Below are 22,605 nucleotides of genomic sequence, written 5' to 3' on the forward strand. Positions count from 1 at the left end.
GTTGATTTGTAAGGGAAATTTCACTGGCCGGCGCCCTCGGGGCCGGCCGCCACCCGAGGCGGGGATGATAACGTGCGGGCCATGCGTGCCCTGTTCCGTTCCTCTCTCGATTTCCCTCGTGATTTCCCTTTCGTCCGACGTCTTGCCTGGCTGCCCCTGACCTGCGCAGCGGCACTGCTCGCCACCGGATGCGCCTCGACCCAGCGCGCGGAGCCTTACGAAAGCAAGGAGTGGCTGCAAAGCAGCACCAACCGCATCGCCAACCTGGCGCTGCGCGACAACCTCCAGTCCGTCAAGCGCGTGCAGCTGTCGCTCTACCGGCGCAATCCACGCGAATGGCACAAATGGGCCACCAGCGCCGAGGACGCCACCAACCGCACCTGGAATGCGATCACCAAGGAGCAGCCGTTGCCCGCCCTGCAGGGGAACACGGGTATCGACGCGATCCGCCTCGCCTTCGAGACCGGTGCCAAGCCCTACGCAGGCGACCGCGTGGCCGCCCTGGTGGTCGGCTGGGCGAGCCTGCTCAAGCAGGCCAATGGCGACACCTGGGAGCAGACCATGCTCGACGGCGTGAACGCCGAGAACAGCTACCGCGCGGCGCGCAATTTCGAGATCTCGCTCTGGCTCATCAGCTCCAAGCCGGGCCCGGATGGACAGCCGCTGCTGCTTGCGACTGAAATCAGCGACCGGGGCCGGAACCTGCTGGTCGATCGCGAGCTCTCGAAAGTGGTCGCGCGCCTCGACCTGCTGGCCGCGCAGGCCGACGAGAAATACCGCCGGGCCGCGCTGGATTTCAGTCAGAACTGGCTTCTCGGAAACCTCGGTCCGTTCTTCTCGATGTTGCCCAAGAACTAGGTCGCCCACGGGTTCGCGGGCTCGCTCAAGCGGTGGTCGGAATCGAGTGAAGGCCCGCGAGCTGGCCCATAGAATGCTTCGCACCCAACCATTCCCACTCTGCAGGAACTTTCATGAGCTCCCTGAACTTCATCGGCGGCGAAAAGGGCGGTGTCGGCAAATCGGTGACGGCGCGCGTGCTGGCGCAATACTTCATCGATCACAGCCGGCCTTTCGTGGGTTTCGACACCGATCGCTCGCACAGCTCCTTCACCCGCTTCTATGAAGGCTTTGCGTCGCCGGTGGTGGTGGACAGCTTCGAGGGGCTCGACACCGTGGTGAACGGCTTCGAGCACAACCCGCACCAGAACGTCATCGTCGACCTCGCCGCGCAGACGCTGGCGCCGCTCGCGCGCTGGATCAAGGAGTCGGACCTGTTCGACGTCTTCGCCGAACTGGGCGTGTCGGTGAACTTCTGGCATGTGCTGGACGATGGCAAGGACTCCACCGATCTGCTCGGCGTCCTGATCGACACCTTCGGCAACCGGCCGAATTACATCGTGGTGCAGAACTACGGGCGCGGCAGCGACTTCGGCATGCTGCTTGGATCGCAGTCCTTGACCAAGGCGACTGCGCATGGCGCGCGCGTGATCACCTTGCCGCGTCTGCACGAAGCCAGCATGCGCAAGATCGACGCGCACAACACCAGCTTCTGGAAGGCGGTCAACGACCGCGAGGGCCCGCACGCGCTGGGCCTGCTAGAACGCCAACGCGTGAAGACCTGGCTGGCGACGGCCTACGGAGCCTTCGACACCCTGCCGCTTTGACGGCAGGCCCCTCGCGCCCTCGTGCAATTGCGTGATTTCGCAATTGCACACAACCGCTGAATTCGGCTCGTCCGCACGAGCCTGTCGCAATCCCGCAACGCAATGCTGAATTCGACGCGTCGATCCTGCAGGATCGTGGCGCAATTCGGCAGGACTGTGCCAGCCATTCGCAAATCGCTCTGATGGAATCTCACCAACTTCCCAAAAGGAGGTTGGCCGGGTCCGGTGAAAACCGGTGCCCTATGTTTAACCTTGGAGTAATTTGCAATGAAAAAAACTCTGGTCGCCCTGGCTGCTCTCGCCACCATCGGCACCGCCTCGGCTCAATCGTCTGTCACACTTTTCGGCGTTCTGGATGCCTCGATCAGCGGCTATTCGAACAAGGCGGAAGACAAGCGCTACCCCACCCTGACGAACCCCGACTACCTCAACGTCGGCACCGTCACTACCAGCCGCACCGGGCTGAGCAACTCCGGCTACACCGCCAGCCGCCTGGGCTTCCGAGGCACGGAAGATCTGGGCGGTGGCATGGCCGCCAGCTTCTGGCTGGAGGCCGGCCTGGGCAATGATCAAGGCACCGCAGGCAAGAACGGATTGTTCTTCAATCGTCGCTCGACGCTGAGCCTGTCGGGCCCGTTCGGTGAAGTCCGCCTGGGCCGCGACTACACCCCGACGTTCTGGAACGACACCGTGTTCGATCCGTTCGGCACCAATGGTGTGGGTACCAGCCTGATCTACTCGGCCAACAACGGGTACATGGGCAACATGAACTACGACCGCGCCAGCAACTCGGTCGGCTACTTCCTGCCGCCGAACCTGGGTGGCTTCTACGGGCAGTTGATGTACTCGTTCCACGAACAAGTCAAATACAGCCCTGGCGACGCCACGCCCCATGATCAGCTCAACAACTCGCGCACGGGTGGCTACGTGGGTGGTCGTTTCGGCTATGCCAACGGCCCGCTCGATCTCGCCGCTTCCTACGGCTCGTCCACGGTGGGTGACGACTTCTACGACGGCCTCACGAAGAAGGTGGACACCTGGAACCTCGGCGGCTCATACGACTTTGGTCCGGTCAAGCTCTTCGGCGAGTACTCGCAGGCCAAGTACAAGGTTTCCGACAGCAACCCGGTCATCGACATCAACGACCCGATCACCGGTCTCCGCTCCTTCAACAAACCCTCGACCAAGGGTTGGCTGATCGGCGCGACAGCGCCGGTCGGTGCTGGCTTGATCCGTGTGTCCTATTCCCAGGTCAAGTACGACCTAGACCAGACGCAGCTGCTCAACCCTGGCGCCGGCTTCGATCCGATCTTCAATCCTTATGTGTCGGTGGCGAATCCGAAGGCCAACAAATTCGCGGTCGGCTACGTGCACAACCTGTCGAAGCGCACTGCCTTGTACGCGACGGTGGCGCGTGTCAGCAACAAGGATGGCGCAGGTCTGTCGGTCAACAGCGACCTTGGCTTCGCTCAGTCCTACCGCCCCGCCCTCAGCGCGGTGGATGCTGCCTTGACGCCGAAGACGTCGACCGGCTACGACATCGGCATCCGCCACACATTCTGATCGGGCCAAACGCTTCTTCGATCATCCAAGTGTGAACCTGAAGGCTGCCCCGGTGAAAACCGGGCGGCCTTTTTCGCATTGCCGGCAGAATTCAATGAGAAAAGTCCGGCCAGGGAGTCTCCAAATTGCCGAACAAAATTCTATCAATCCATGTCGCGGATGAAATGATCGACCTGAACGATCTCCGGATCTTTGCCTACGTTGCCTCTTTTGCCAGCTTTTCGCAGGCTGCCGACGCACTGAAAATTCACAAATCCAGCGTAAGCCGAAGCATTGCCAGGCTTGAATCGACGCTGGAAACGCCTTTAATTCAACGCACGACGCGCAAGGTGCAATTGACCCGTCGCGGCATTGCACTTCGAGAGCGTTGTTTGGAAATCGTCTCTCACGTGAACGAGACGATCCAATGCGTGACGACCGTGAAAAAAGAAGCACCTCGGAATGAGAATTCTGTAAGCGCCCGCAAGAATTTGCTCACGGAGTCAGTAGGACCGGCGCTTGGCTGACCGGAAGAAACGGGCGACGTACGGATTCTTCTGGTCGTACGTCGACTGCTCTCACTGCGCGGCCGCCACGCTCCACTGCACACCCCCGCGCAGCGCCTGCCGCATCTTGCTCGGGGCGACCTGATACCAGGTCTTGAACTTGCGCCCGAAGCTGGTCGGGTCCGCATACCCCAGTTGCGACGCGATCGTCTCCACCGGCAAGTCGGTGTGCTGCAGGTACCGAGGCCGCATGGGTTCTGCGCAGGTCATCCTTGATGTCGGAGTAGGTCATGCCGACCTCGGCGAGTCTTCGCACCAGGGTACGGGCCGAGATTCCCAGACTGGATGCGAGCTCGGCCACATCCGGATTGGCCATCAGGCGGTCGAGCAGCGCATGACGAACGCGCTGCACGAAGCCGCCGTGCCGCATCTCCGACGCCATCTTCTGGCAGGCCTGCGACGCCTCCAGGAAGACCTTCGCATCGGCGCAGCTGCAAGGCACGGCGAGCAGTTCACTGGGCAGTTGGAGCGTCAGGTGCTCCTGCTCGAATACCGCCCTTCGCACGTAGCGCAGACACGGTATGTCGTTGTCCTTCGGCGCGGAGTAAGGCAGTCCCACGACGAGTTCGTCGGCCGGACGGCCGAGCATCGCCTCCAGCAGCCGGCAATACGCGCCGACGATCGACTGCGCCACGAAGACGCGGGTTTCGAACAGCGGGCGCGAGGGCTTCACCTTGAGCGTGCTCAGCCGCGGACCCATCTCGAAATGAAACTCGAGACTGCCGAAGATCAGCCTTGAATGGCGGCTCAGGAACTGCAGTCCTTGCCCCAACGTCTCGCTGCTCATCGCGGCGATGCCAACGGGGCTGTGATAGGGCTGCAGCATCGACCCCGCCATCAGGCCGAGTGCGGGTTCGCCGCTGCAGTGGATCGCATGCGCGACGAAGCGACGGAAGACCGAGAAATCGACCATCTGCTTTTCGTCGTGCAGATCGTGCCAGCCGAGGCCGGCGCGTTCGAGAACGGTCGACGGACGGATGCCGCGGCTGTTCAGGCAGTCAAGGACGCTTCGGATGTAGACGGGATGCGCAAACGGGATGGAAACCTCGCCCGCGGCGTTGGTGTTCATGATGTGACAGCGGCGGCTGGCCCGGCTGTCCTGCGCTTGAGCCATGCCTTGCGCATGGCGAACTGCAATGAATCGTGGGGACGGCGGGCCTGCCAGGGGTGTTATTGGACGCCGTCAAATCTACCGCCCAGGCCCTCGCGTTCTGCCCCAGGAACGCGAGGGAACATCGGAATGCTCCGACGAAAACTCTTGTCTTACGACCGAAATCGGAGCGCCGAAATCAGCGGGTTCCGCGACGGAACATCAGAACCAGCAGCAGCACCGCGAAAACGCTGAAGGCGATGAACGACCAGTTGGCGATCGACAGGCCGAGGAATGTCCAGTCGATCTTGGTGCAGTCCCCCGCCCCGCGGAAGATCATCGGGACCGCCCGCTGGAGCGGGAACATCTCGATCATTCCGTAGATGTCGCGCCCGCAGGAAACGACTTCCGGCGGATACCACTGCAGCCAGCTCTGGCGTGCGGCGGTGTAGGCGCCGCCGACGGCCACGATCAGGCCGAGCAGCGAGCCCGCAACCTGCAAGCCCCTGCGACGACTCATGGCCGCCAGTCCCGCGAACAGGGCAACGAGCACGAGCGCGTAGCGCTGCACGATGCACATCGGGCAGGGCTCGAGGCCCACCACATGCTGCAGATACATGCCGAACGCCAGCATGGCGATGCATGCGGCACAAATCAACGCAAGAGCGCGCCGCGGCGCGCCGAAATACCAATCGATCAAGGTGATACCCAGTCCTCTACGAACACCCGGGCCTTGCGCGGCGTGGCGACGACCTTGTCGCCCTCGCGAAGACCCAGTTCCCGGAACTGTTGCGCAGGGAGTTGCGCCTCGATGATGGTTCCGGAGCCCGGATTATCGGGATTCGGTTCGACCGGTTCGAGTTCCAGGCGCGCGATGGGGCCGACCACGATCGCCCGTGACAAAGTCGACACAATGCCCGAGGCACCTTGCCTGTACGGCGCGACGTCGAGATCGTGCGGCCGGACATAGGCCAGCGCCTTGCCGTCGCGCAGGTCCCGGTGCTCAGGCGAATCGATGCGAAAGCCCTCGACATGCACTTCGCCCTCATGGGCCCGACCATGGAACAGGTTCACATCACCGAGGAAGCCGTAGACGAACGGACTGGCCGGGTGGTCCCACACATCCTGCGGGGAGCCCGTCTGCTCGACCTTGCCGCCGTTCATCAGCACCACGCGATCGGCGACTTCGAGCGCCTCCTCCTGGTCGTGCGTGACGAAGATGCTGGTGACGTGGAGCTCGTCATGCAGGCGGCGGAGCCACCGGCGGAGTTCCTTGCGCACCTTGGCGTCGAGCGCGCCGAAGGGCTCGTCGAGCAGCAGTACCTTCGGTTCCACCGCGAGCGCACGGGCGAGCGCGATGCGCTGGCGCTGGCCGCCCGAAAGCTGCGAGGGATAGCGGTCCGCGAGCCAGTCGAGTTGCACCAGCTTCAGCAGTTCGGTCACCTTTGCCTTGATCTGCGCCTCGCTGGGCCGGAGGCTGCGCGGCTTGACACGCAGGCCGAAGGCCACGTTCTCGAACACCGACATGTGCCTGAACAGCGCATAGTGCTGGAACACGAAACCGACCTGGCGCTCGCGCACATGCACGTCCGTGGTGTCCTCGCCCGAGAACAGGATGCTTCCGGCGTCCGCCGTTTCGAGCCCGGCGATGATGCGCAGCAGCGTCGTCTTGCCGCAGCCCGAGGGGCCGAGCAGCGCGATCAGTTCGCCCGACGACACATCGAGGCTCACGTCGCGCAACGCGTGGAAGTCGCCGAAGCGCTTGCTGACGTTGCGGATTTCGATACTCATGATTTCTCTCTTTCAGGCTCTCAAGGCGTCGCCGGCGTGGGCCGCTCGGGCGGCAGATCGGCGATCGCCTTCATTTCGCGCTCGTGACGCCACTCGACGAAGGACTTGATCACCAGCGTGACCAGCGCCAGGATGGCCAGCAGCGAGGCGACCGCGAAGGCCGCAACCGACTGGTATTCGTTGTAGAGCACCTCGACGTGCAGCGGCATGGTGTTGGTCTGGCCGCGGATGTGGCCCGAGACCACCGATACCGCGCCGAACTCGCCCATCGCCCGCGCATTGCACAGGATGACGCCGTAGATGAGGCCCCACTTGATGTTGGGCAGCGTCACGCGCCAGAACGTTTGCCAGCCGGTCGCGCCGAGCACGATCGCGGCCTGCTCTTCGTCGGTGCCCTGCGCCTGCATCAGCGGGATCAGCTCGCGCGCGATGAACGGGAAGGTCACGAACACCGTCGCGAGCACGATGCCCGGCACCGCGAAGATGATCTTGATGTTGTGCTCGGAGAGCCACGGTCCGAACCAGCCCTGGGCACCGAACACCAGCACGTAGATCAGGCCCGCAACCACCGGCGAGACCGCGAACGGCAGATCGACCAGCGTCGTCAGCAGTGCCTTGCCGCGGAACTCGAACTTGGCGATCGCCCATGCGGCGCAAATGCCGAAGACGAGGTTCAGCGGCACCGCGATCGCCGCGGTGAGCAGGGTCAGGCGGATCGCGCTCCATGCATCGGGCTCCTGCAGCGCCTCGAAATAGGCGCCGAGGCCCTTGCGCAGCGCCTCGGTCGCGACCGCTGCGAGCGGCAGCACCAGGAACAGCAGCATGAAAAGCAGCGCGATGGCGGTCAGCGTCCAGCGCACCCCTGCCGATTCGGTCGTGCCGGCCTGCGCGCGGCGCACGGTCTTGGCGGCCCCGCTCATGCCGGTCCTCCCGAACGGCGGCGCTGCCATGCCTGCAGGCCATTGATGACCAGCAGCATCACGAACGAGATCACGAGCATGACCAGTGCCACTGCCGTGGCGCCGGCGAAGTCGTACTGCTCGAGCTTGCCGATGATGATGAGCGGCGTGATCTCGGAAATCATCGGCATGTTGCCGGCGATGAAGATCACCGATCCGTATTCGCCGATCGCGCGGGCGAAAGCCATCGCGAAGCCGGTGAGCAGCGCCGGCATGATCGACGGCAGGATCACCTTCGTGAAGGTCTGCAGGCGCGTCGCACCCAGGCTGGTGGCGGCTTCTTCGAGTTCTTTTTCGGTGTCCTCGAGCACCGGCTGCACCGTCCGCACGACGAAAGGCAGGCCGATGAAGATCAGCGCGATCACCACGCCCGCCGGCGTAAACGCGAGCTTGATGCCCAGCGGTTCGAGGTACTGCCCGATCCAGCCGTTGCCGGCGAGCAGCGCGGTCAGCGATATGCCAGCCACCGCGGTAGGCAGCGCAAAAGGCAGGTCGACCAGCGCATCGACGATCCGCTTGCCCGGAAACTTGTAGCGCACCAGCACCCATGCCACCAGCAGTCCGAACACGAGATTGACCAGCGCTGCGACGAATGAGGCGCCGAAGGTCAGTCGATACGAGGCCATCACACGCGGCCCCGTCACAGCCGCCCAGAACTGGTCCCAGGTCAAGGCGAAGGTCCTGAAGACCAGCGCCGAGAGCGGGATCAGCACGATCAGACCGAGGTACAGCAGCGAATAGCCGAGCGTCAGGTGGAAGCCCGGCAGCACGCGCCGCGACACGCCCGTGCCACCTGAGCGCGCGAGGGGCGCCGCCGAAGACGGCAGCGCCGAGGAAACCGCGCCACTCATTTATTTAGCGCCAGGCGTATAGATCTTGTCGAACTGCCCGCCGTCGTTGAAGTGCACCTTCTGCGCTTCACCCAGGCTGCCGAACAGCTCCTGCACCGTGAAGAGCTGCAGCGGCTTGAAGGTCGCGGCGTTCTTCTTGAGCACGGCTTCCGAGCGCGGGCGCAGCGCATGCTTGGCTGCGATTTCCTGCGCCTCGTCGGAGTAGAGATAGTCGAGGTACGCCTTCGCGAGTTCGCCCGAACCGCGCTTGTTGACTGTGCGCTCGACGATGGCCACCGGGTTCTCGGCCAGGATGCTGATCGACGGATACACCGCGTCGACCTTGCCCGCGCCGAACTCGCGATCGATCGAGACCACTTCGGATTCGAAGGTGATCAGCACATCGCCGATATTGCGTTGCAGGAACGCAGTCGTCGCATCGCGGCCACCGCGCGCGAGCACCGGCACGTTCTTGAACAGCTTGCCGACGAACTCGGCCGCCTGGGCGTCGGTGCCGCCCTTCTTCTTCACGTAGCCCCATGCCGCGAGGTAGGCGTAGCGGCCGTTGCCGCCGGTCTTCGGGTTGACGATCACCACCTGCACGCCGGGCTTGATCAGGTCGTCCCAGTCCTTGATGCCCTTCGGATTGCCGTTGCGCGTGAGGAACAGCATGGTCGACGTGGTGGGCGAAGCGTTGTACGGAAAGCGCTTGGGCCAGTCCTTGGCGACCACGCCGGCGTTGGCGAGGAAATCGACGTCGGTGCTGGTGTTCATCGTGACCACGTCGGCGTCGAGGCCATCGGCCACGGCGCGCGCCTGCGCGCTAGAACCGGCATGCGACTGGTCGATCTTGACGTCCTTGCCGGTGGTCTTCTTGTAGTGCGCCACGAAGGCGGCGTTGTAGTCCTTGTAGAACTCGCGCGCCACGTCGTACGACACGTTGAGCAGGGTGCTTGGCTGCGCGGACGCGATACCGGCGGCGGCCAGCGCGAACGCGCCGAGGAGTGTCTTGATTCTTGAAGTCATAGGGTTGCCAGGGGTTCGAGATTCTTGCGGCCGTTCAGCAGAGGGAACGGCTCGTCCGTCAACGATTGCAGCAGCGCAAGGCCCAGCGGCCAGTCGCCGTGCCCGGATTCGATGTTGATGTGCCCGGCATTCTGCATCCGGACGAATTCGCTCCCCCACGCGCGGGCATACGCGCCGGCCAGGCGCACCGGGCAGTAGGGGTCGTTGCTGCTCGCCACCACGATGCTGCGATAAGGCAGCTTCGCGTAAGGGGCCGGCGCGAAATCGGAAAGCACCGCGCGGCGTTCGGGGTCGGCGGGCGCGACCAGCAGCGCGCCGCTGATCCGTGCCGCGGCTGCTTCGGGAAGATGCACGGTCGCGATGCAGCCGAGGCTGTGCGCGACGATGACCACCGGCCGCGGACTTTCGAGCACGAGCTTTTCAAGCGAAGCCACCCAGGCCTCGCGGCGCGGCGTGAGCCAGTCGTCCTGCGTGACGCGGACCGCGCCCTGCATCCGCTCGGCCCACAGGCTCTGCCAGTGGCCCGGACCGGAATCGCGCCAGCCCGGCACGATGACGATGGTCGGCTTCGGCTCATGGGCCATGGTTCCTCTTGCTTGCTCTCGGTGGATTGGGAACCGGTGATTCTCCGAAGCCTTCCTTCGAAGACAAACGAATATCTACTTGTTTGGTTATGACGTTTTTCGAATAAGAGCTCAGATGATGTAGTCGTATGGTTCTTCGCGACCGAGGTTCTCGACCAGGAAATCGATGAGTTGCCGCACCGCCGGCACCAGTGCCCGCCGCGCCGGGAACATCGCGTGGATGATGCCCGGCGCCGGCCCCCAGCCCGGCAGCACCTCCACCAGCCTGCCGGCCTTGAGTTCCGCGCGGCACATGTAGTCGGGCAGCACCGAGGCACCGGCGCCCTGCACCACCGCGAACTTCAGCGTGAGCAGGTCGTCCGCCACGTAGCGCGGCACATGGGTGTGGACCGCCACCTTGCCGCCTGGGCCCTCCAGCCGCCAGTCGGCCCGGCCGTCGCCGGTGGACATCGTGACGGTGTCGAGCTTCCCCAGATCCGCCGGCGTCCGCACCGGCCCCTGCCGCCGCAGCAGATCGGCGCTCGCGACAAGGATGCCGCGGCTCATGCCGAAGGTCTTCGCGACCAGCGTCGCGCTGTCCTCGATCTCGGGCCGCACGCGCAGGGCGAGATCGACGCCCTCCTCGATCGGATCGACCGGCCGGTTCTGCACCCGCATCTCGATGCGTACCGCCGGAAAGCGCTCCATGAAGCGCGGCAGCAGCGGCCCGACGTTGCTCTGCGCCAGCGTGACCGGGCAACTCAGGCGCACCGTGCCGCGCGGCTCCGTCTGCACTTGGGCCACCGCCTCGGAAGCCGCCTGCGCCGCATCGCGCACCGCCGCGCAGTGCTTCAGGAAGATCTCGCCGGCCGACGTCAGGGACAGGCGCCGGGTGCTGCGCTGCATCAGTTGCACGCCCAGTTGCGACTCCAGGTCCGCGACGCGACGCGACAGCCGTGACTTCGGAATGCCGAGTGCGCGGCTCGCGGCGGCGAATCCGCCGCGCTCGGCGACTTCGGCGAAGAACACCATGTCGTTCAGGTCTTGCATCCGTCGATTGTCCTATTGGTGGAACGAATTAAGCCATTTTTGCCGACTTATCAAAGAATCGCCACAAAAATAGAATTCTCTCCATGCCGGCCGATTTCCGTGCCGACCTTGTTCAAGAAAGACCATCGATCATGAAACTGTTGCACGTCGACTCCAGCGTCCTGGGCACCAACTCCGTCTCGCGCCAACTCACGGCCGAGATCGTGGCCGAATGGCGCAAAAACCATCCCAACACCACGGTCGAGTACCTTGACCTTGCGGTGGACACCCCCAACCACTTCAGCGCGGACGCACTCGGCATCAAGGTCGGCGTGCAAGCCGAGCCGACCGAGGCACAGCGCCGTGAAAACGAAGTCTCCGAGCGTCTGGTCAGCCAGTTCCTCGCTTCCGACGTGATCGTCGTGGGCGCTCCGCTCTACAACTTCACCGTGCCGACTCAGCTCAAGGCCTGGATCGACCGCCCGGCTCAAGCGGGCCGTACCTTCAAGTACACCGACAAGGGCCCGGTCGGCCTCGCCGGCGGCAAGACGGTGATCGTCGCGTCGAGCCGCGGCGGCATCTACTCGACCAGCGAAGGCGGCCAAGCCATGGAGCACCAGGAAAGCTACCTCAAGGTGGTCTTCGGCTTCTTCGGCATCACCGACGTGCGCTTCGTGCGCGCCGAAGGTGTGGGCATGGGCGATGCCGCCAAGGCGGCCGCACTCGCAGCCGCTCGCGCCGACGTCGTTGCCGCGACCGGCCCGGCGGCCAATCAGGACCAGGCGACGCTGGCCGCCTGATCCGCGACGCCTCGCTCTCCCCCGGCCAAAGGGGCACCAGAACCGCTGACACCACGAGGTCTCAGCGGTTCAGTGTTTGGGAGGGCAACTCGCCATAGGTCTGTCGATAGCGGGCACTGAAGTGCCCCAGGTGCGAAAAACCCCAGCGCAATGCGACATCCCGCACGGTTTCGCCGGGCAGCCGCCCCTCGGACAATTCGTCGTGGACCCGCGCCATGCGCACCTCCATCAAGTGGCGCATCGGCGTGGTGCTCCGGTATTTGCGGAACCCGAGAAACAGCGCGCGCGTGCTGACGCCGACGTGGGCGGCCAGGTCCGCAATCGAAATCGGCTCGTGCGCGTGCTCGTCGATGAAGGCTTCCGCGCGTCGCACGAAGCCCGGGGAAATGCCGAGCCTGGAGGGCCCCAGCGCTTCGCGGTACGAATGCGGCTGGCATTGCAGAAGCGCCGCGATGCCCGCCTGCTCGATCTGCGACGCCAGGATCGGGGAATCGACCCAGGGCGAATTCTTCGAAAGATCGTCGCCGAGTTCCTCGAACAACCATCGAACCCAGCGCACCCACGCGGCGGCGCGCGGCTGATCGAGCGCCATGCCCGGTGTGAAGACGAGCGGATCTCGCAGAGGCCGGCCGACATGGCCGGCGCATTGTTTCTCGAGCGCCTCGCGTTCCAGCCGCACGAAGAGCTTGTCGCAGCCGTCGTAGTGAAGCATCGTCATCGCCTCGCTGGGGCTGACCACCGAGGCCACTTGCGTCGTCGACTGCACCGTCTCTCCGGCCGTCCGGACGCCTTCGCGCCCCTTGAGAAGGATCTGGATCAGATAGAAGCTCTGCAACTGCCCCGGATCGATCGCGACCGTGGCGCCATAACTCATGCGCCCCAGCCCGAGGGCTCCGATGGCGCGGTAGTGCATCGAAGCCCTAACGCGCTGGCGGCCGCCGACCACGGACAACTTGTGATCACAGAAGACCTGCGTGACGCGGCTGCGCGCTTCCTCGAGATCCGATGTCTGGAAGTGGCCGGCGCGAGCCGAGGGGCTCGGGGCTACTGGGGTTGGTATCACGCGCTCTCCCGGGCAGTCTGGTGTTGAAACGCTACGGCGGCCCCGATGGTGAGCGGTCCCGCCGGGGTGGAACTTCGGGGATAACCCTGGGCCTTCCCGCGCCTCGGCCCGGGACGACACAAAGACTTGCACTCACGGGACAGCGCTTGCGCGCCCGGGACAGGGCCCCGGCGACGCGTCCCTATCGTGAACCCCGTCGAAGTTCACCTATGCACACCCCATGCCAACCCAGCCCACTCCCCTGCTGCAACGCAAGCATTTCCTCCTCGGCACTTTCGCCTCCAACTGCTCCAGCGGCATGTCCGTCACCAAGGTGCCGGAACGCTGGCAGAACTCCTGGGAGAACAACCTGAAACTCGCCCGCTTGCTCGACGACGCAGGCATCGACTTCATGCTCCCCATCGCCCGCTGGATCGGCTACGGCGGCGAGACCAACTTCCACGGCAACGTGCTCGAGACGGTAACCTGGGCCACCGGCCTGGTCGCCCGGACGCAGCAGCTCACGGTCTTCGCCACGGTGCACACGGCCGCGAACCACCCGGCCGTCGTCGCCAAGCAGATCGCCACCATCGACCAGCTCGGCCGGGGCCGGGCCGGGCTCAACATCGTGGCCGGCTGGAACAACCCGGAATACGAGGCGCTCGGACTGCGCCTCGCGCCCGACCACGAAACCCGCTACGCCTACGCCGAGGAGTGGTACCAGGTCGTGCGGAAGCTCTGGCAGGACCCGGGCACCTTCGACTGGGACGGCGAGCATTTCCGCCTGAAGGGCATCCACAGCGAGCCAAAGCCGTACGGCGCCATGCCGCCGATCCTGAACGCCGCGGGCTCCGGCCTCGGGCGCGAATTCGCGACACGCAATGCCAACTTCCTCTTCACGCCGGCGATCGACCTCGAGCGCTCGAAGGAGGAAGTGGCGCAGCTCAGGCAATCGGCGCAGGCCAAGGGGCGCGACGTCGGCGTGCTGACCTTCTCGCACGTGGTCTGCCGTCCCACCGAGGCGGAGGCGCGGTCCTATCTGGCGCACTTCGGCCAGGAGAACGCCGACTGGGCGGCGGTCGACAACCTCGTCAACCTGCAGTTCGCACATGCGCAGTCCTTCCCGCACGACCTGCTCGCGCTGATCCGCGACCGCATGGCCGCGGGCCATGGCGGCTTCCCGCTGGTCGGTACGCCCGAACAGGTGGCCAAGGGGATCATCAGCCTCGCCGAAGCCGGTTTCAGCGGGACCACGCTGTCCTTCGTGGACTATGTCGAGGAGTTCCCCTACTTCCGCGACACGGTCCTTCCGATCCTTCGCGCCCACGGACTGCGGGAGGCCTGACATGGCCGTCTCTGTCGATAGCCAGGATTTCCGCCGGGCGATGCGCCGACTGGCCGGCGGCGTCAGCGTCGTCACGGTCTGCGCCGAGGGCAAGCGCTCCGGCTTCACCGCAACGTCGGTCGTCTCGCTCTCGGTCGCCCCGGCGGTGCTGATGGTGTCCGTCAACACGGCGTCGTCATCCTGGCCGCTGATGCAGGCCGGCGGCCGATTCGGGATCAACGTGCTCGGCGAACGCCAGCAGTTCGTCGCGGAACGGTTCTCGGGTCGCGACGGCATTCACGCCGAAGCGCGCTACGAATGCTCGCGATGGCAGCAGGTCGAGGACGCCTGGCTGCTCGAAGGCGCGACCGCCGCATTCGCCTGCGAGATCGAAGAGGTCTTCGAGCGCCACGGCCATGCGGTCGTCCTGGGGCGCGTGCGCGCCCTGCGAACCGCGGCGCCCGACGACGGCGCCCTCGTCTATTGGGAAACGGGCTACACGCCCCTCATGGCCCGCGCAGCCTGCCAGGATCCCGTCGGCGCCTGAACGGCGGGCGCAGCCTACTTCGTGTGATCCTTGATCCAGGCGACGTACTTGTCGACCCACCCCTGCAGGAACTGCCTGCTGCCCTCGGCCACATGGCCCTTGTCGTCGAAGAGCCCTTCCTTGTTCTGCAGGAAGACTTCCGGCTGGCCGAGCGTCGGCATGTCGAGATAAGCCAGCACCGCACGCAACTGCTGCTGGGCGACGGCCGTGCCGATCTGGCCGACGGAGATGCCGACCACGCCGGCCGGCTTGCCCGCCCAGGCGCTTTGCCCGTAGGGCCGCGACGCGTTGTCGATCGCGTTCTTGAGCACGCCCGGAATGGCGCGGTTGTATTCGGGCGTCACGAACAGCACGCCATCGGCGGCCGCGATCTCCGTCTTGAGCCGCTTGACCGCGGGCGCCTGGTTGCCGTCCTGGTCCTGGTCGTAGAGCGGCAGGTCATCGATGCGCACGTGCTCGAAGGTGAAGTCCGACGGAGCGAGATGCGCAATCGCCAGCGCAAGCTTGCGATTCAGCGAATCCTTGCGCAGGCTGCCGATGACGACGGCAATCTTTTTCTGGGCCATGAGAACTCCTTGTGAGGCGGGTTGAAGGAAGTCGTGAGGTGTGGATTGTGCGACTCAGGCCGCCGTCTTGCGCAACGGCGCGTTCTGCAGGCTGGCCTGCGACACGCTGGCACCGGGGGCACGTCGTCGGTAATCCACACGTTGCCGCCGATGGTCGCGCCGCGGCCCAGCGTGACGCGGCCGAGGATGGTCGCGCCGGCATAGATCACGACGTCGTCCTCCACGATCGGATGCCGCGCCCCGCCCTTCTGCAGGTTGCCCTCGCCATCGATCGGGAAGCGCTTCGCGCCCAGGGTCACCGCCTGGTAGATCCGCACCCGCTTGCCGATGACCGCGGTCTCGCCGATCACGACGCCGGTGCCGTGATCGATGAAGAAACCCGCGTCGATCTGCGCACCGGGGTGGATGTCGATGCCCGTCTGTCCATGCGCGAGCTCGGCCACTATGCGCGCGAGCAGCGGCAATTGCAGCCGGTAGAGGCGATGCGCGAGCCGGTGATGGATCATCGCGAGGATGCCCGGGTAGCACAGCAGCACTTCGTCCACGCTGCGCGCCGCGGGGTCGCCCTGGTAGGCGGCGAGCACGTCGCCGTCGAGCAGGCGGCGGATGCCCGGCAGCGCGGCTGCGAATTCGCGCACCGCCGCCGTGGCCTGTTCGTCGATTTCCTCTGCCGGCCGCGGTTGGTGGCGCGAGGTGTAGAGCAGCTCGAGCCGCGCCTGCGTCCACAGCGACTGCAGCGCCGCATCCAGTGTGTAGCCCACGTAGAAGTCCTCGCTTTCGCGGCGCAGTTCGGGCGGGCCCAGCCGCATCGGGAACAGCGCACCCTTGAGCGACTCCACGATCCCCGCCAAGGCGTCGCGCGAGGGGAACTCCCGGCTGCCGGGCTCGCGCGATCGCTGCTGCGAATCGCGCCATTCATCGCGCGCCTCATGCAGTGCACTGACAACGGCGCCGACATCGAATAAGGACATGCAAACTCCTCCAGTCGTGGAGGCATCGACGATGCACCATCGCCCAAGACCCCACGACGCGCGGGTCTTGTCGCTCAGAACTGCTTTCTCAGCTCGCTCCCGCCGACTTCCGCGAGGGTCGTGAGCGGGATCTCGCGGTCCTTCACGAACTTCCAGTAGGCCAGGGACAAGCCGATGATCCAGATCGCGCCACCATACAGGGCCGGCCTGGACGCTTCGTTGACACCGAGCAGCACGATCGTGAGGACCAGGAAGCCGATCGCGGCCGCGGGCGCGACCGGCCACCAGGGCACGGGAAACCGCAGCGCCCGCGCCGCCTCGCGGGACATCTTCCTGCGCATGCACCAGTGTGACAGCAGGATCATCAGCCAGACCCAGACCGTCGCGAAGGTCGCCATCGCGGCCACGACGAAAAACAGGCCCTCGGGGTAGATCCGGTGCAGCAGCACCCCCGCCAGCATGGCCGCGAGCATCACGATGACCGGAACCACGGGCACGCCGGACCTCGACACCGAGCCGAGCGCCTCGGGCGCATGCTTGTGCTTGGCAAGGCCGTACATCATGCGGGCGGCCCCGAACAGGTCGCTGTTGATCGCAGAGACGGCGGCCGCGATCACCACCACGTTGAGGATCTGAGCCGCCGAGGAGATCCCGATGCTGCCGAAGATCTGCACCAGCGGGCTGCTGGCGCCGGTGATCTCGCTCCATGGATAGATCGACATCAGCACGAACATCGTGCCGACGTAGAAGATCAGGATCCGCGACGGCACGCTGTTGATCGCGCGCGGGAGGCTCTTCTCGGGATGCTGCGCCTCGGCGGCGGTCAGGCCGATGATCTCGATGCCGCCGAAGGCGAACATCACCACCGCGAAGGCAGACACGAACCCGAGCAGACCATTCGGAAACAAGCCGCCGTGCGACCAGAGGTTGGCGATGCCCGAGGCAGCGTTGCGCACCGCGCTGCCGTCGGAATCGGTCGAGGTGTAGCCGAAGAAGATGATCCAGGCGCCGCCGGCGATCATCGAGCAGATCGCGACCACTTTGATCAGCGACAGCCAGAACTCCATCTCGCCGAACATCTTCACTGCGCAGAGATTGAGGCCTGCGATGATCAGCGTGATGCCGAGCGACCAGATCCAGGGCGGCACGTCGGGAAACCAGAGCCCCATGTAGATCGAGAAGGCGATCACGTCCGCGATGCAGACCAGGACCATCTCGATGATGTAGGTCCAACCGGTCACGAAGCCAGCCAACGGGCTCATGTAGTGGCTGGCATAGCCACCGAAGGAACCGGCCAGCGGCTTGTGGAGGATCATCTCCCCCAGCGCCCGCATCACGATGAAGACCGCCGCCCCGGCCAGCAGGTAGGCAAAGATGACCGACGGGCCGGCCAGCTGGATCGCCTTGGCCGAGCCATAGAAAAGCCCCGTGCCGATCGCCGACCCCAGCGCGATGAAGAGGATGTGGCGGCGATTGAGGCCCTGCTTCAGTTCCTTGACTTGCGTATTGCTCATTTTTTGGTATCTCCCTTTTTGATGGACCACGGTGCGGATCAGACAGTGCGCATAGGCTTCCTTTCGATTCGTAGCAAGCGAGCTTCACTTTCTTGATTAGACTTGTCTATACAGGTTAACCCGGCATCGCGGCCCCGGAATCAGGATGCTCCTCGGGGACACTGCCCAATCACGAAACAAAGCCCGCCGAGCGCTATCGCGCGTCGGGGGGCTTTTCAGTTCTTTGGCGGGAGCGATTTACCAGCCGGCCAGCACCGAACCCTTGAATTCGCTCTGGATATAGCTGCGCACCTCTTCCGAGTGATAGGCCTTCACCAGCTTGGCGACCCACGGCTTGTCCTTGTCCTGCTCACGCACGACCAGGATATTCACGTAGGGGCTCTTCGCGCCTTCCTTCGCGATCGCGTCCTTGCCCGGATTGAGGCCGGCCGACAGCGCGAAATTGGTATTGATGCCCGCGGCATCCAGGTCGTCGAGCGAGCGCGGCAGCTGGGCGGCATCGACTTCGACGAACTTGATCTTCTTGGGGTTCTCGATCACATCGAGCGGCGTGGCCTTGAGACCGGCCTCGGGCCTGAGCTTGATCAGGCCCTGGTCCTGGAACACCAGCAGCACGCGGCCGCCGTTGGTAGGGTCGTTCGGGATGCCGACGCGCGCGCCGTCCTTCAGATCCTTCAGGCTCTTGACCTTTTTCGAATAGATGCCGATCGGGAAGTTGACCGTGTAGGCCACGTCCACGAGCTTGTAGTTGCGATCCTTGACCTGCTGGTCGAGATAGGGCTTGTGCTGGTAGCTGTTGCCGTCGAGATCGCCGGCGGCCAGTGCGGCGTTCGGCTGCACGTAGTCGCTGAACTCGACGATCTGGATCTTGAGGCCGTCCTTCTCGGCAACCTTCTTGACCTGCTCGAAGATCTGCGCGTGCGGGCCGCCCGTGACGCCGATCTTGATCGGCTTGTCCTGTGCGAAGGTCGGCACGGCTGCAAAGCCCGACGTGATCGCCAGTGCCACGATCGACTGGAGAAGCTTGCGTTTGGATGAAGACATGAAACGTGTTCCTTGTGGGAGGGAGAAAGAAGGACCGGTGGGTCCTCGGAGAAAAAAACGAATCACTTGTGGCTGAGCCGGCGCACCAGCCAGTCGCCGCCGCTCTGCAGCGCCTGCACGAAGAGGATGAGCACGATCACCACGGCCAGCATCACCTCGGGCAGGAAGCGCTGGTAGCCATAGCGGATGCCCAGGTCGCCGAGCCCGCCGCCGCCGATCGCGCCCGCCATCGCGGAGTAGCCGGTGAGGCTCACGAAGGAGATCGTCACGCCCGCCACGATGCCGGGCAGGGCTTCGGGCAGAAGCACCTTCCAGACGATCTGGCGCGTGGTCGCGCCCATGGCCTGCGCCGCCTCGACGAGCCCGCGATCGACTTCGCGCAGCGACGTCTCGACCAGCCGCGCGACGAAGGGCGCAGCGGCGATGCTCAAGGGCACCACGGCCGCCGCAGTCCCGATCGACGAGCCCGTCAACAGGCGCGTGAGCGGGATGATCGCCACCAGCAGGATGATGAAGGGCGTGGAACGCACCGCATTCACGATGGCGCCCACGATGCGGTTGGCCGGAAGGTTCTCGAGCACGCCGCCGGTGTCCGTGAGATGCAGGTACACGCCCAGCGGCACGCCGACCGCCGCGCCGATCAGCCCGGAGATGCCGACCATCACGATGGTCTCCCACAGCGAGGTCGCGAAGAGTTCCAGCATGGGGCCGGTGAAGACGTCAAACATGCGCCACCTCCTGAACCGCCACACCAGCGCCGCGCAGATAGGCGACGGCCGAAGCCACCGATTCGCCCGCGCCGCGTGCCAGCACCGCGAGCGAGCCGAAAGGCCGCCCCTGAATCTCGTCGACCTGCCCATGCACGATCGACAGATCGATGCCGAAGCGGCGAATCACCTGCGAGAGCAGCGGCTGGTCGGCGGCATCGTCGCCCGCGAAGGCCAGTCGCAAGAGCCGGGGCGCCTCGCTGCTGCCGTCGTGCATCAGGGTGCGGATGCGCGCCAGCACACTTTCGGGAAGTTCCTGCGGTGCGATGTCATCGAGCAGGCTGCGTGTCGTCTCGTGCTGCGGGCGGGTGAACACATCGAGCACGGCACCCTGCTCCACGATGCGGCCATGGTCGATCACCGCGACCTGTTGCGCGAGCTGCTTGATGACCTGCATCTCGTGCGTGATGAGCACGACCGTCAGACCGAACTCGCGGTTGATCTGCTGCAGCAGCGCGAGGATGGAGCGCGTGGTCTCGGGATCGAGCGCCGAGGTCGCCTCGTCCGACAGGAGCACCTTTGGCCGGTTGGCCAGCGCGCGCGCAATGCCCACGCGCTGCTTCTGTCCGCCGCTGATCTGCGCGGGGTAGCGGTCACGCAAGCCGGTCAGGCCCACCAGTTCGAGCAGCGGCTCGACGCGGCCGCGGATGTCCGATGGGTGCAGGCCCGCGAGTTCGAGCGGCAGCGCCACGTTCTCGTAGACGGTGCGCGAAGCGAGCAGGTTGAAGTGCTGGAAGATCATGCCGATCCCCTGGCGCGCGGCACGCAGTTCGGCGTCATCGAGCGCAGTGAGTTCGCGCCCGTCCACGCGCACGCTGCCGCGCACGGGACGATTGAGAAGATTGATGGTGCGCACCAGCGAGCTCTTGCCCGCCCCGCTGCGCCCGATCACGCCGAACACTTCGCCCGGCGCCACCGTCAGATCGATGCCCTTGAGGGCCTCGACCGGCCCGCTCGGGCCCTTATAGATCTGGTGAATATCAGAGAGTTGGATCATTCCCATTTTAAAGCTTGGCGATCGACACTTCGGTCGACTTCACCAGCGCGACCACATCGGAACCGACCTTGAGCTGAAGCTCGTCGACGGAACGGGTCGTGATGACCGAGGTCACGATGCCCCACGCGGTCTCGACGTCGATCTCGGAGACGACGTCGCCGCGGATGATCTCGCGGACCTTGCCCTTGAACTGGTTGCGGACGTTGATGGCCTGGATGGACATGAGGAACTCCTTGTGGGTGGGAAAGAAATGGGTTTGGATGACGCGGTCAGACTGCCCAGCGCAAAGCGTGTGCGGGGCCATCTGCCCAGCGCGTGTCATTGGCAGGTTCTGCCTCATCGGGCTTCTGCAGCACGCGATCGAGGATGCGTTTCTCGATCGCGGCGAAGGCCGGATCGCCCTGTGAACGCGGCCGTGCGAGCGCGATGTTCTCGTCGAGCGCGATGCGCCCGTCCTCGATGAGGATCACGCGGTCGGCCAGCGCCACCGCCTCCTGCACGTCATGCGTGACCAGCAGCGCCGTGAATCGGTGGCGCTGCCAGAGGCTCTCGATGAGCCGATGCATCTCGATGCGCGTCAATGCATCGAGCGCGCCGAGCGGCTCGTCGAGCAGCAGCAGGCGCGGGTGATGCACCAGCGCACGCGCCAGCGCCACCCGCTGGCGCTGGCCGCCCGAGAGGCGCGCGGGCCACTCGTCCTTGCGCTCGGCGAGACCGACCTGCGCGAGCACCTCGGCGCCGCGCGCCCTGTGCTCGGCCGGCAAGCCCAGCGTGACGTTGTCGAGCACGCGCCGCCACGGCAACAGGCGCGCTTCCTGGAACATGATCCGCGTGTCGTCGTGCAGTCCGTCGACCGCCTTGCCGTCGGTATAGAGCGCACCCTCGGTCGCCTGTTCGAGGCCGGCGACGAGGCGCAGCAAGGTGCTCTTGCCGCAGCCGCTGCGGCCCACGATCGCGATGAACTGGCCGGGCTCGACCGTCAGCTGGGTATTGCGCAATACCTCGCGCTCGCCGTAGCGCTTGGACAGGCCTCGGACTTCGAGGCGCACGCCACCGGGCACCTCGGCCTCGTGCTGCGCAATCTGGGGAATGGCACTCATGGTCTTGTCCTCCTCACTTTGCGTTTTGGTAGCCCGGATGCCAGCGCAGCCACCATCGCTCCAGCGCGCGGGCGAACAGGTCGGCCAGCTTGCCAAGCAGCGCGTAGAGCAGGATGCCTACGAGCACGATGTCGGTCTGCAGGAACTCGCGCGCGTTCATCGTCAGGTACCCGATGCCCGACTGCGCGGAGATGGTCTCGGCCACGATCAGGATCACCCACATCAGCCCGAGCGAGAAGCGCAGGCCCACGAGGATCGACGAGGTCGCGCCCGGCAGGATCACCTCCCTGTAGAGCTGCCAGCGCGTGAGGCCGTAGGTGCGGCCCATCTCGATCAACTGCGGATCGACATTGCGGATGCCGTGGAAGGTGTTCAGGTAGATCGGAAAGAACACCGACACCGAGATCAGGAACAGCTTGGCCGACTCGTCGATGCCGAACCAGAGGATCACCAGCGGGATCAGCGCCAGCGCCGGGATGTTGCGCACCATCTGGATGCTCGAATCCAGCAGCGTCTCGAAGAAGCGGATGGACCCGGTGAGCAGGCCCAGAGCCAGCCCGAGCCCGCCGCCGATCGCGAGGCCGGCGAGTGCGCGTCCGGCGCTCACCTTCACATGGGTCCAAAGCTCGCCCGAGACGGAGAGATTCCACGCGGCCTTCACCACGTCGATCGGCGCCGGCAGCACGCGGGTCGACAGCCAGCCGAGCGAGGACGCGATCTGCCAGGCCACGATCAGGCCCACCGGCACCAGCCACGGGACGAGCCGCTTCGCCACCGAGACGCCGAATGCCTTCGCGCCGTTCAGCGACGGCACGGACGCCGGCAGCGGTTGTGTTTGCACTTGTTCTGTCATGGGAGTCCTTTGTCCGGGTC

The 22,605-nt window shown here is 65.2% G+C and carries 24 protein-coding genes and 1 pseudogene; 7 read left to right on the forward strand and 18 right to left on the reverse strand.

All coding sequences use genetic code 11. The annotated features are described in order from the left end of the window. Window positions 1-81: 81 nt before the first annotated feature. The 4 genes from ACQ858_RS10710 to ACQ858_RS10725 all read left to right on the forward strand — a co-directional run bounded on the left by ACQ858_RS10710 (window position 82) and on the right by ACQ858_RS10725 (window position 3,733). On the forward strand, window positions 82-858 hold the full coding sequence (locus ACQ858_RS10710; protein WP_431276602.1) for a hypothetical protein: 777 nt from the start codon (window positions 82-84) through the stop codon (window positions 856-858). 113 nt (window positions 859-971) lie between these two features. Further along, the gene (locus ACQ858_RS10715) at window positions 972-1,664 is read left to right on the forward strand and encodes a mobilization protein (RefSeq protein WP_431276603.1); all 693 of its coding nucleotides are present in this window, start codon (window positions 972-974) and stop codon (window positions 1,662-1,664) included. A gap of 267 nt (window positions 1,665-1,931) precedes the next feature. Continuing rightward, complete coding sequence (locus ACQ858_RS10720) at window positions 1,932-3,227, forward strand: porin (RefSeq protein WP_431276604.1); 1,296 nt, start codon at window positions 1,932-1,934, stop codon at window positions 3,225-3,227. 164 nt (window positions 3,228-3,391) lie between these two features. Further along, entirely contained in the window at window positions 3,392-3,733 is a 342-nt protein-coding gene (locus tag ACQ858_RS10725; RefSeq protein ID WP_431276605.1) for a LysR family transcriptional regulator, read from the forward strand. On the opposite strand, the gene ACQ858_RS10730 is transcribed toward ACQ858_RS10725, so the two are convergent. From ACQ858_RS10730 to ACQ858_RS10765, 8 genes are all read right to left on the reverse strand, one after another. Then, complete coding sequence (locus ACQ858_RS10730) at window positions 3,702-4,841, reverse strand: AraC family transcriptional regulator ligand-binding domain-containing protein (RefSeq protein ID WP_431276606.1); 1,140 nt, start codon at window positions 4,839-4,841, stop codon at window positions 3,702-3,704. The genes ACQ858_RS10725 and ACQ858_RS10730 overlap by 32 nt on opposite strands. A 220-nt stretch (window positions 4,842-5,061) precedes the next feature. Beyond that, the gene (locus ACQ858_RS10735; RefSeq protein ID WP_431276607.1) at window positions 5,062-5,562 is read right to left on the reverse strand and encodes a disulfide bond formation protein B; all 501 of its coding nucleotides are present in this window, start codon (window positions 5,560-5,562) and stop codon (window positions 5,062-5,064) included. Continuing rightward, entirely contained in the window at window positions 5,559-6,653 is a 1,095-nt protein-coding gene (locus tag ACQ858_RS10740; RefSeq protein ID WP_431276608.1) for a sulfate/molybdate ABC transporter ATP-binding protein, read from the reverse strand. Before ACQ858_RS10740 ends, ACQ858_RS10735 begins: the two co-directional genes overlap by 4 nt. Window positions 6,654-6,673: 20 nt before the next feature. Then, complete coding sequence (gene cysW / locus ACQ858_RS10745) at window positions 6,674-7,573, reverse strand: sulfate ABC transporter permease subunit CysW (protein WP_431276609.1); 900 nt, start codon at window positions 7,571-7,573, stop codon at window positions 6,674-6,676. Next, window positions 7,570-8,463: a sulfate ABC transporter permease subunit CysT gene (gene cysT, locus ACQ858_RS10750; RefSeq protein ID WP_431276610.1), complete on the reverse strand. Its 894-nt coding sequence runs from the start codon at window positions 8,461-8,463 to the stop codon at window positions 7,570-7,572. The genes cysW and cysT overlap by 4 nt, the downstream gene beginning before the upstream one ends. Then, window positions 8,464-9,468, reverse strand: coding sequence for a sulfate ABC transporter substrate-binding protein (locus ACQ858_RS10755; RefSeq protein ID WP_431276611.1), 1,005 nt, complete (start codon window positions 9,466-9,468; stop codon window positions 8,464-8,466). Continuing rightward, window positions 9,465-10,052, reverse strand: coding sequence for an RBBP9/YdeN family alpha/beta hydrolase (locus ACQ858_RS10760; protein ID WP_431276612.1), 588 nt, complete (start codon window positions 10,050-10,052; stop codon window positions 9,465-9,467). Before ACQ858_RS10760 ends, ACQ858_RS10755 begins: the two co-directional genes overlap by 4 nt. Before the next feature lie 111 nt (window positions 10,053-10,163). Then, window positions 10,164-11,081, reverse strand: coding sequence for a LysR family transcriptional regulator (locus ACQ858_RS10765; protein ID WP_431276613.1), 918 nt, complete (start codon window positions 11,079-11,081; stop codon window positions 10,164-10,166). A gap of 131 nt (window positions 11,082-11,212) precedes the next feature. Between ACQ858_RS10765 and ACQ858_RS10770 the strand changes: the two genes are divergently transcribed. After that, complete coding sequence (locus ACQ858_RS10770; protein ID WP_431276614.1) at window positions 11,213-11,860, forward strand: FMN-dependent NADH-azoreductase; 648 nt, start codon at window positions 11,213-11,215, stop codon at window positions 11,858-11,860. 61 nt (window positions 11,861-11,921) lie between these two features. Here the strand turns inward: ACQ858_RS10770 and ACQ858_RS10775 are convergent, their stop codons facing one another. After that, window positions 11,922-12,923 (reverse strand): AraC family transcriptional regulator, encoded by a 1,002-nt coding sequence (locus ACQ858_RS10775; protein ID WP_431276615.1) that lies wholly within the window; start codon window positions 12,921-12,923, stop codon window positions 11,922-11,924. 220 nt (window positions 12,924-13,143) lie between these two features. Between ACQ858_RS10775 and ACQ858_RS10780 the strand changes: the two genes are divergently transcribed. Next, window positions 13,144-14,247, forward strand: coding sequence for an LLM class flavin-dependent oxidoreductase (locus tag ACQ858_RS10780; protein ID WP_431276616.1), 1,104 nt, complete (start codon window positions 13,144-13,146; stop codon window positions 14,245-14,247). Between the two features lies 1 nt (window position 14,248). Next, window positions 14,249-14,773: a flavin reductase family protein gene (locus ACQ858_RS10785; RefSeq protein WP_431276617.1), complete on the forward strand. Its 525-nt coding sequence runs from the start codon at window positions 14,249-14,251 to the stop codon at window positions 14,771-14,773. A gap of 14 nt (window positions 14,774-14,787) precedes the next feature. Here ACQ858_RS10785 and ACQ858_RS10790 read toward each other — a convergent pair whose 3' ends face one another. The 9 genes and pseudogenes from ACQ858_RS10790 to ssuC all read right to left on the reverse strand — a co-directional run bounded on the left by ACQ858_RS10790 (window position 14,788) and on the right by ssuC (window position 22,585). Beyond that, window positions 14,788-15,339, reverse strand: coding sequence for an NADPH-dependent FMN reductase (locus tag ACQ858_RS10790; RefSeq protein ID WP_431276618.1), 552 nt, complete (start codon window positions 15,337-15,339; stop codon window positions 14,788-14,790). 54 nt (window positions 15,340-15,393) lie between these two features. Then, window positions 15,394-16,310: pseudogene (epsC, locus tag ACQ858_RS10795) on the reverse strand (serine O-acetyltransferase EpsC). A gap of 74 nt (window positions 16,311-16,384) precedes the next feature. Continuing rightward, a complete protein-coding gene (locus ACQ858_RS10800) occupies window positions 16,385-17,824 on the reverse strand; it encodes an amino acid permease (RefSeq protein ID WP_431276619.1) in 1,440 nt (479 codons plus the stop codon). Between the two features lie 237 nt (window positions 17,825-18,061). Continuing rightward, window positions 18,062-18,868 carry a MetQ/NlpA family ABC transporter substrate-binding protein gene (locus ACQ858_RS10805; RefSeq protein ID WP_431276620.1) on the reverse strand — a complete coding sequence of 269 codons (807 nt, stop codon included), beginning with the start codon at window positions 18,866-18,868 and terminating at the stop codon, window positions 18,062-18,064. 62 nt (window positions 18,869-18,930) lie between these two features. After that, window positions 18,931-19,596, reverse strand: coding sequence for a methionine ABC transporter permease (locus ACQ858_RS10810; RefSeq protein ID WP_431276621.1), 666 nt, complete (start codon window positions 19,594-19,596; stop codon window positions 18,931-18,933). Further along, window positions 19,589-20,632, reverse strand: coding sequence for a methionine ABC transporter ATP-binding protein (locus ACQ858_RS10815; protein WP_431276622.1), 1,044 nt, complete (start codon window positions 20,630-20,632; stop codon window positions 19,589-19,591). Before ACQ858_RS10815 ends, ACQ858_RS10810 begins: the two co-directional genes overlap by 8 nt. A gap of 7 nt (window positions 20,633-20,639) precedes the next feature. Further along, complete coding sequence (locus tag ACQ858_RS10820; RefSeq protein WP_431276623.1) at window positions 20,640-20,855, reverse strand: TOBE domain-containing protein; 216 nt, start codon at window positions 20,853-20,855, stop codon at window positions 20,640-20,642. 46 nt (window positions 20,856-20,901) lie between these two features. Then, window positions 20,902-21,732, reverse strand: coding sequence for an ATP-binding cassette domain-containing protein (locus tag ACQ858_RS10825; protein WP_431276624.1), 831 nt, complete (start codon window positions 21,730-21,732; stop codon window positions 20,902-20,904). A gap of 13 nt (window positions 21,733-21,745) precedes the next feature. Then, on the reverse strand, window positions 21,746-22,585 hold the full coding sequence (gene ssuC, locus ACQ858_RS10830; protein WP_431276625.1) for an aliphatic sulfonate ABC transporter permease SsuC: 840 nt from the start codon (window positions 22,583-22,585) through the stop codon (window positions 21,746-21,748). Window positions 22,586-22,605 lie beyond the last annotated feature (20 nt).

This window comes from Variovorax ureilyticus (assembly GCF_050632185.1).
Taxonomy (GTDB): Bacteria; Pseudomonadota; Gammaproteobacteria; order Burkholderiales; family Burkholderiaceae_C; genus Variovorax; species Variovorax ureilyticus_A.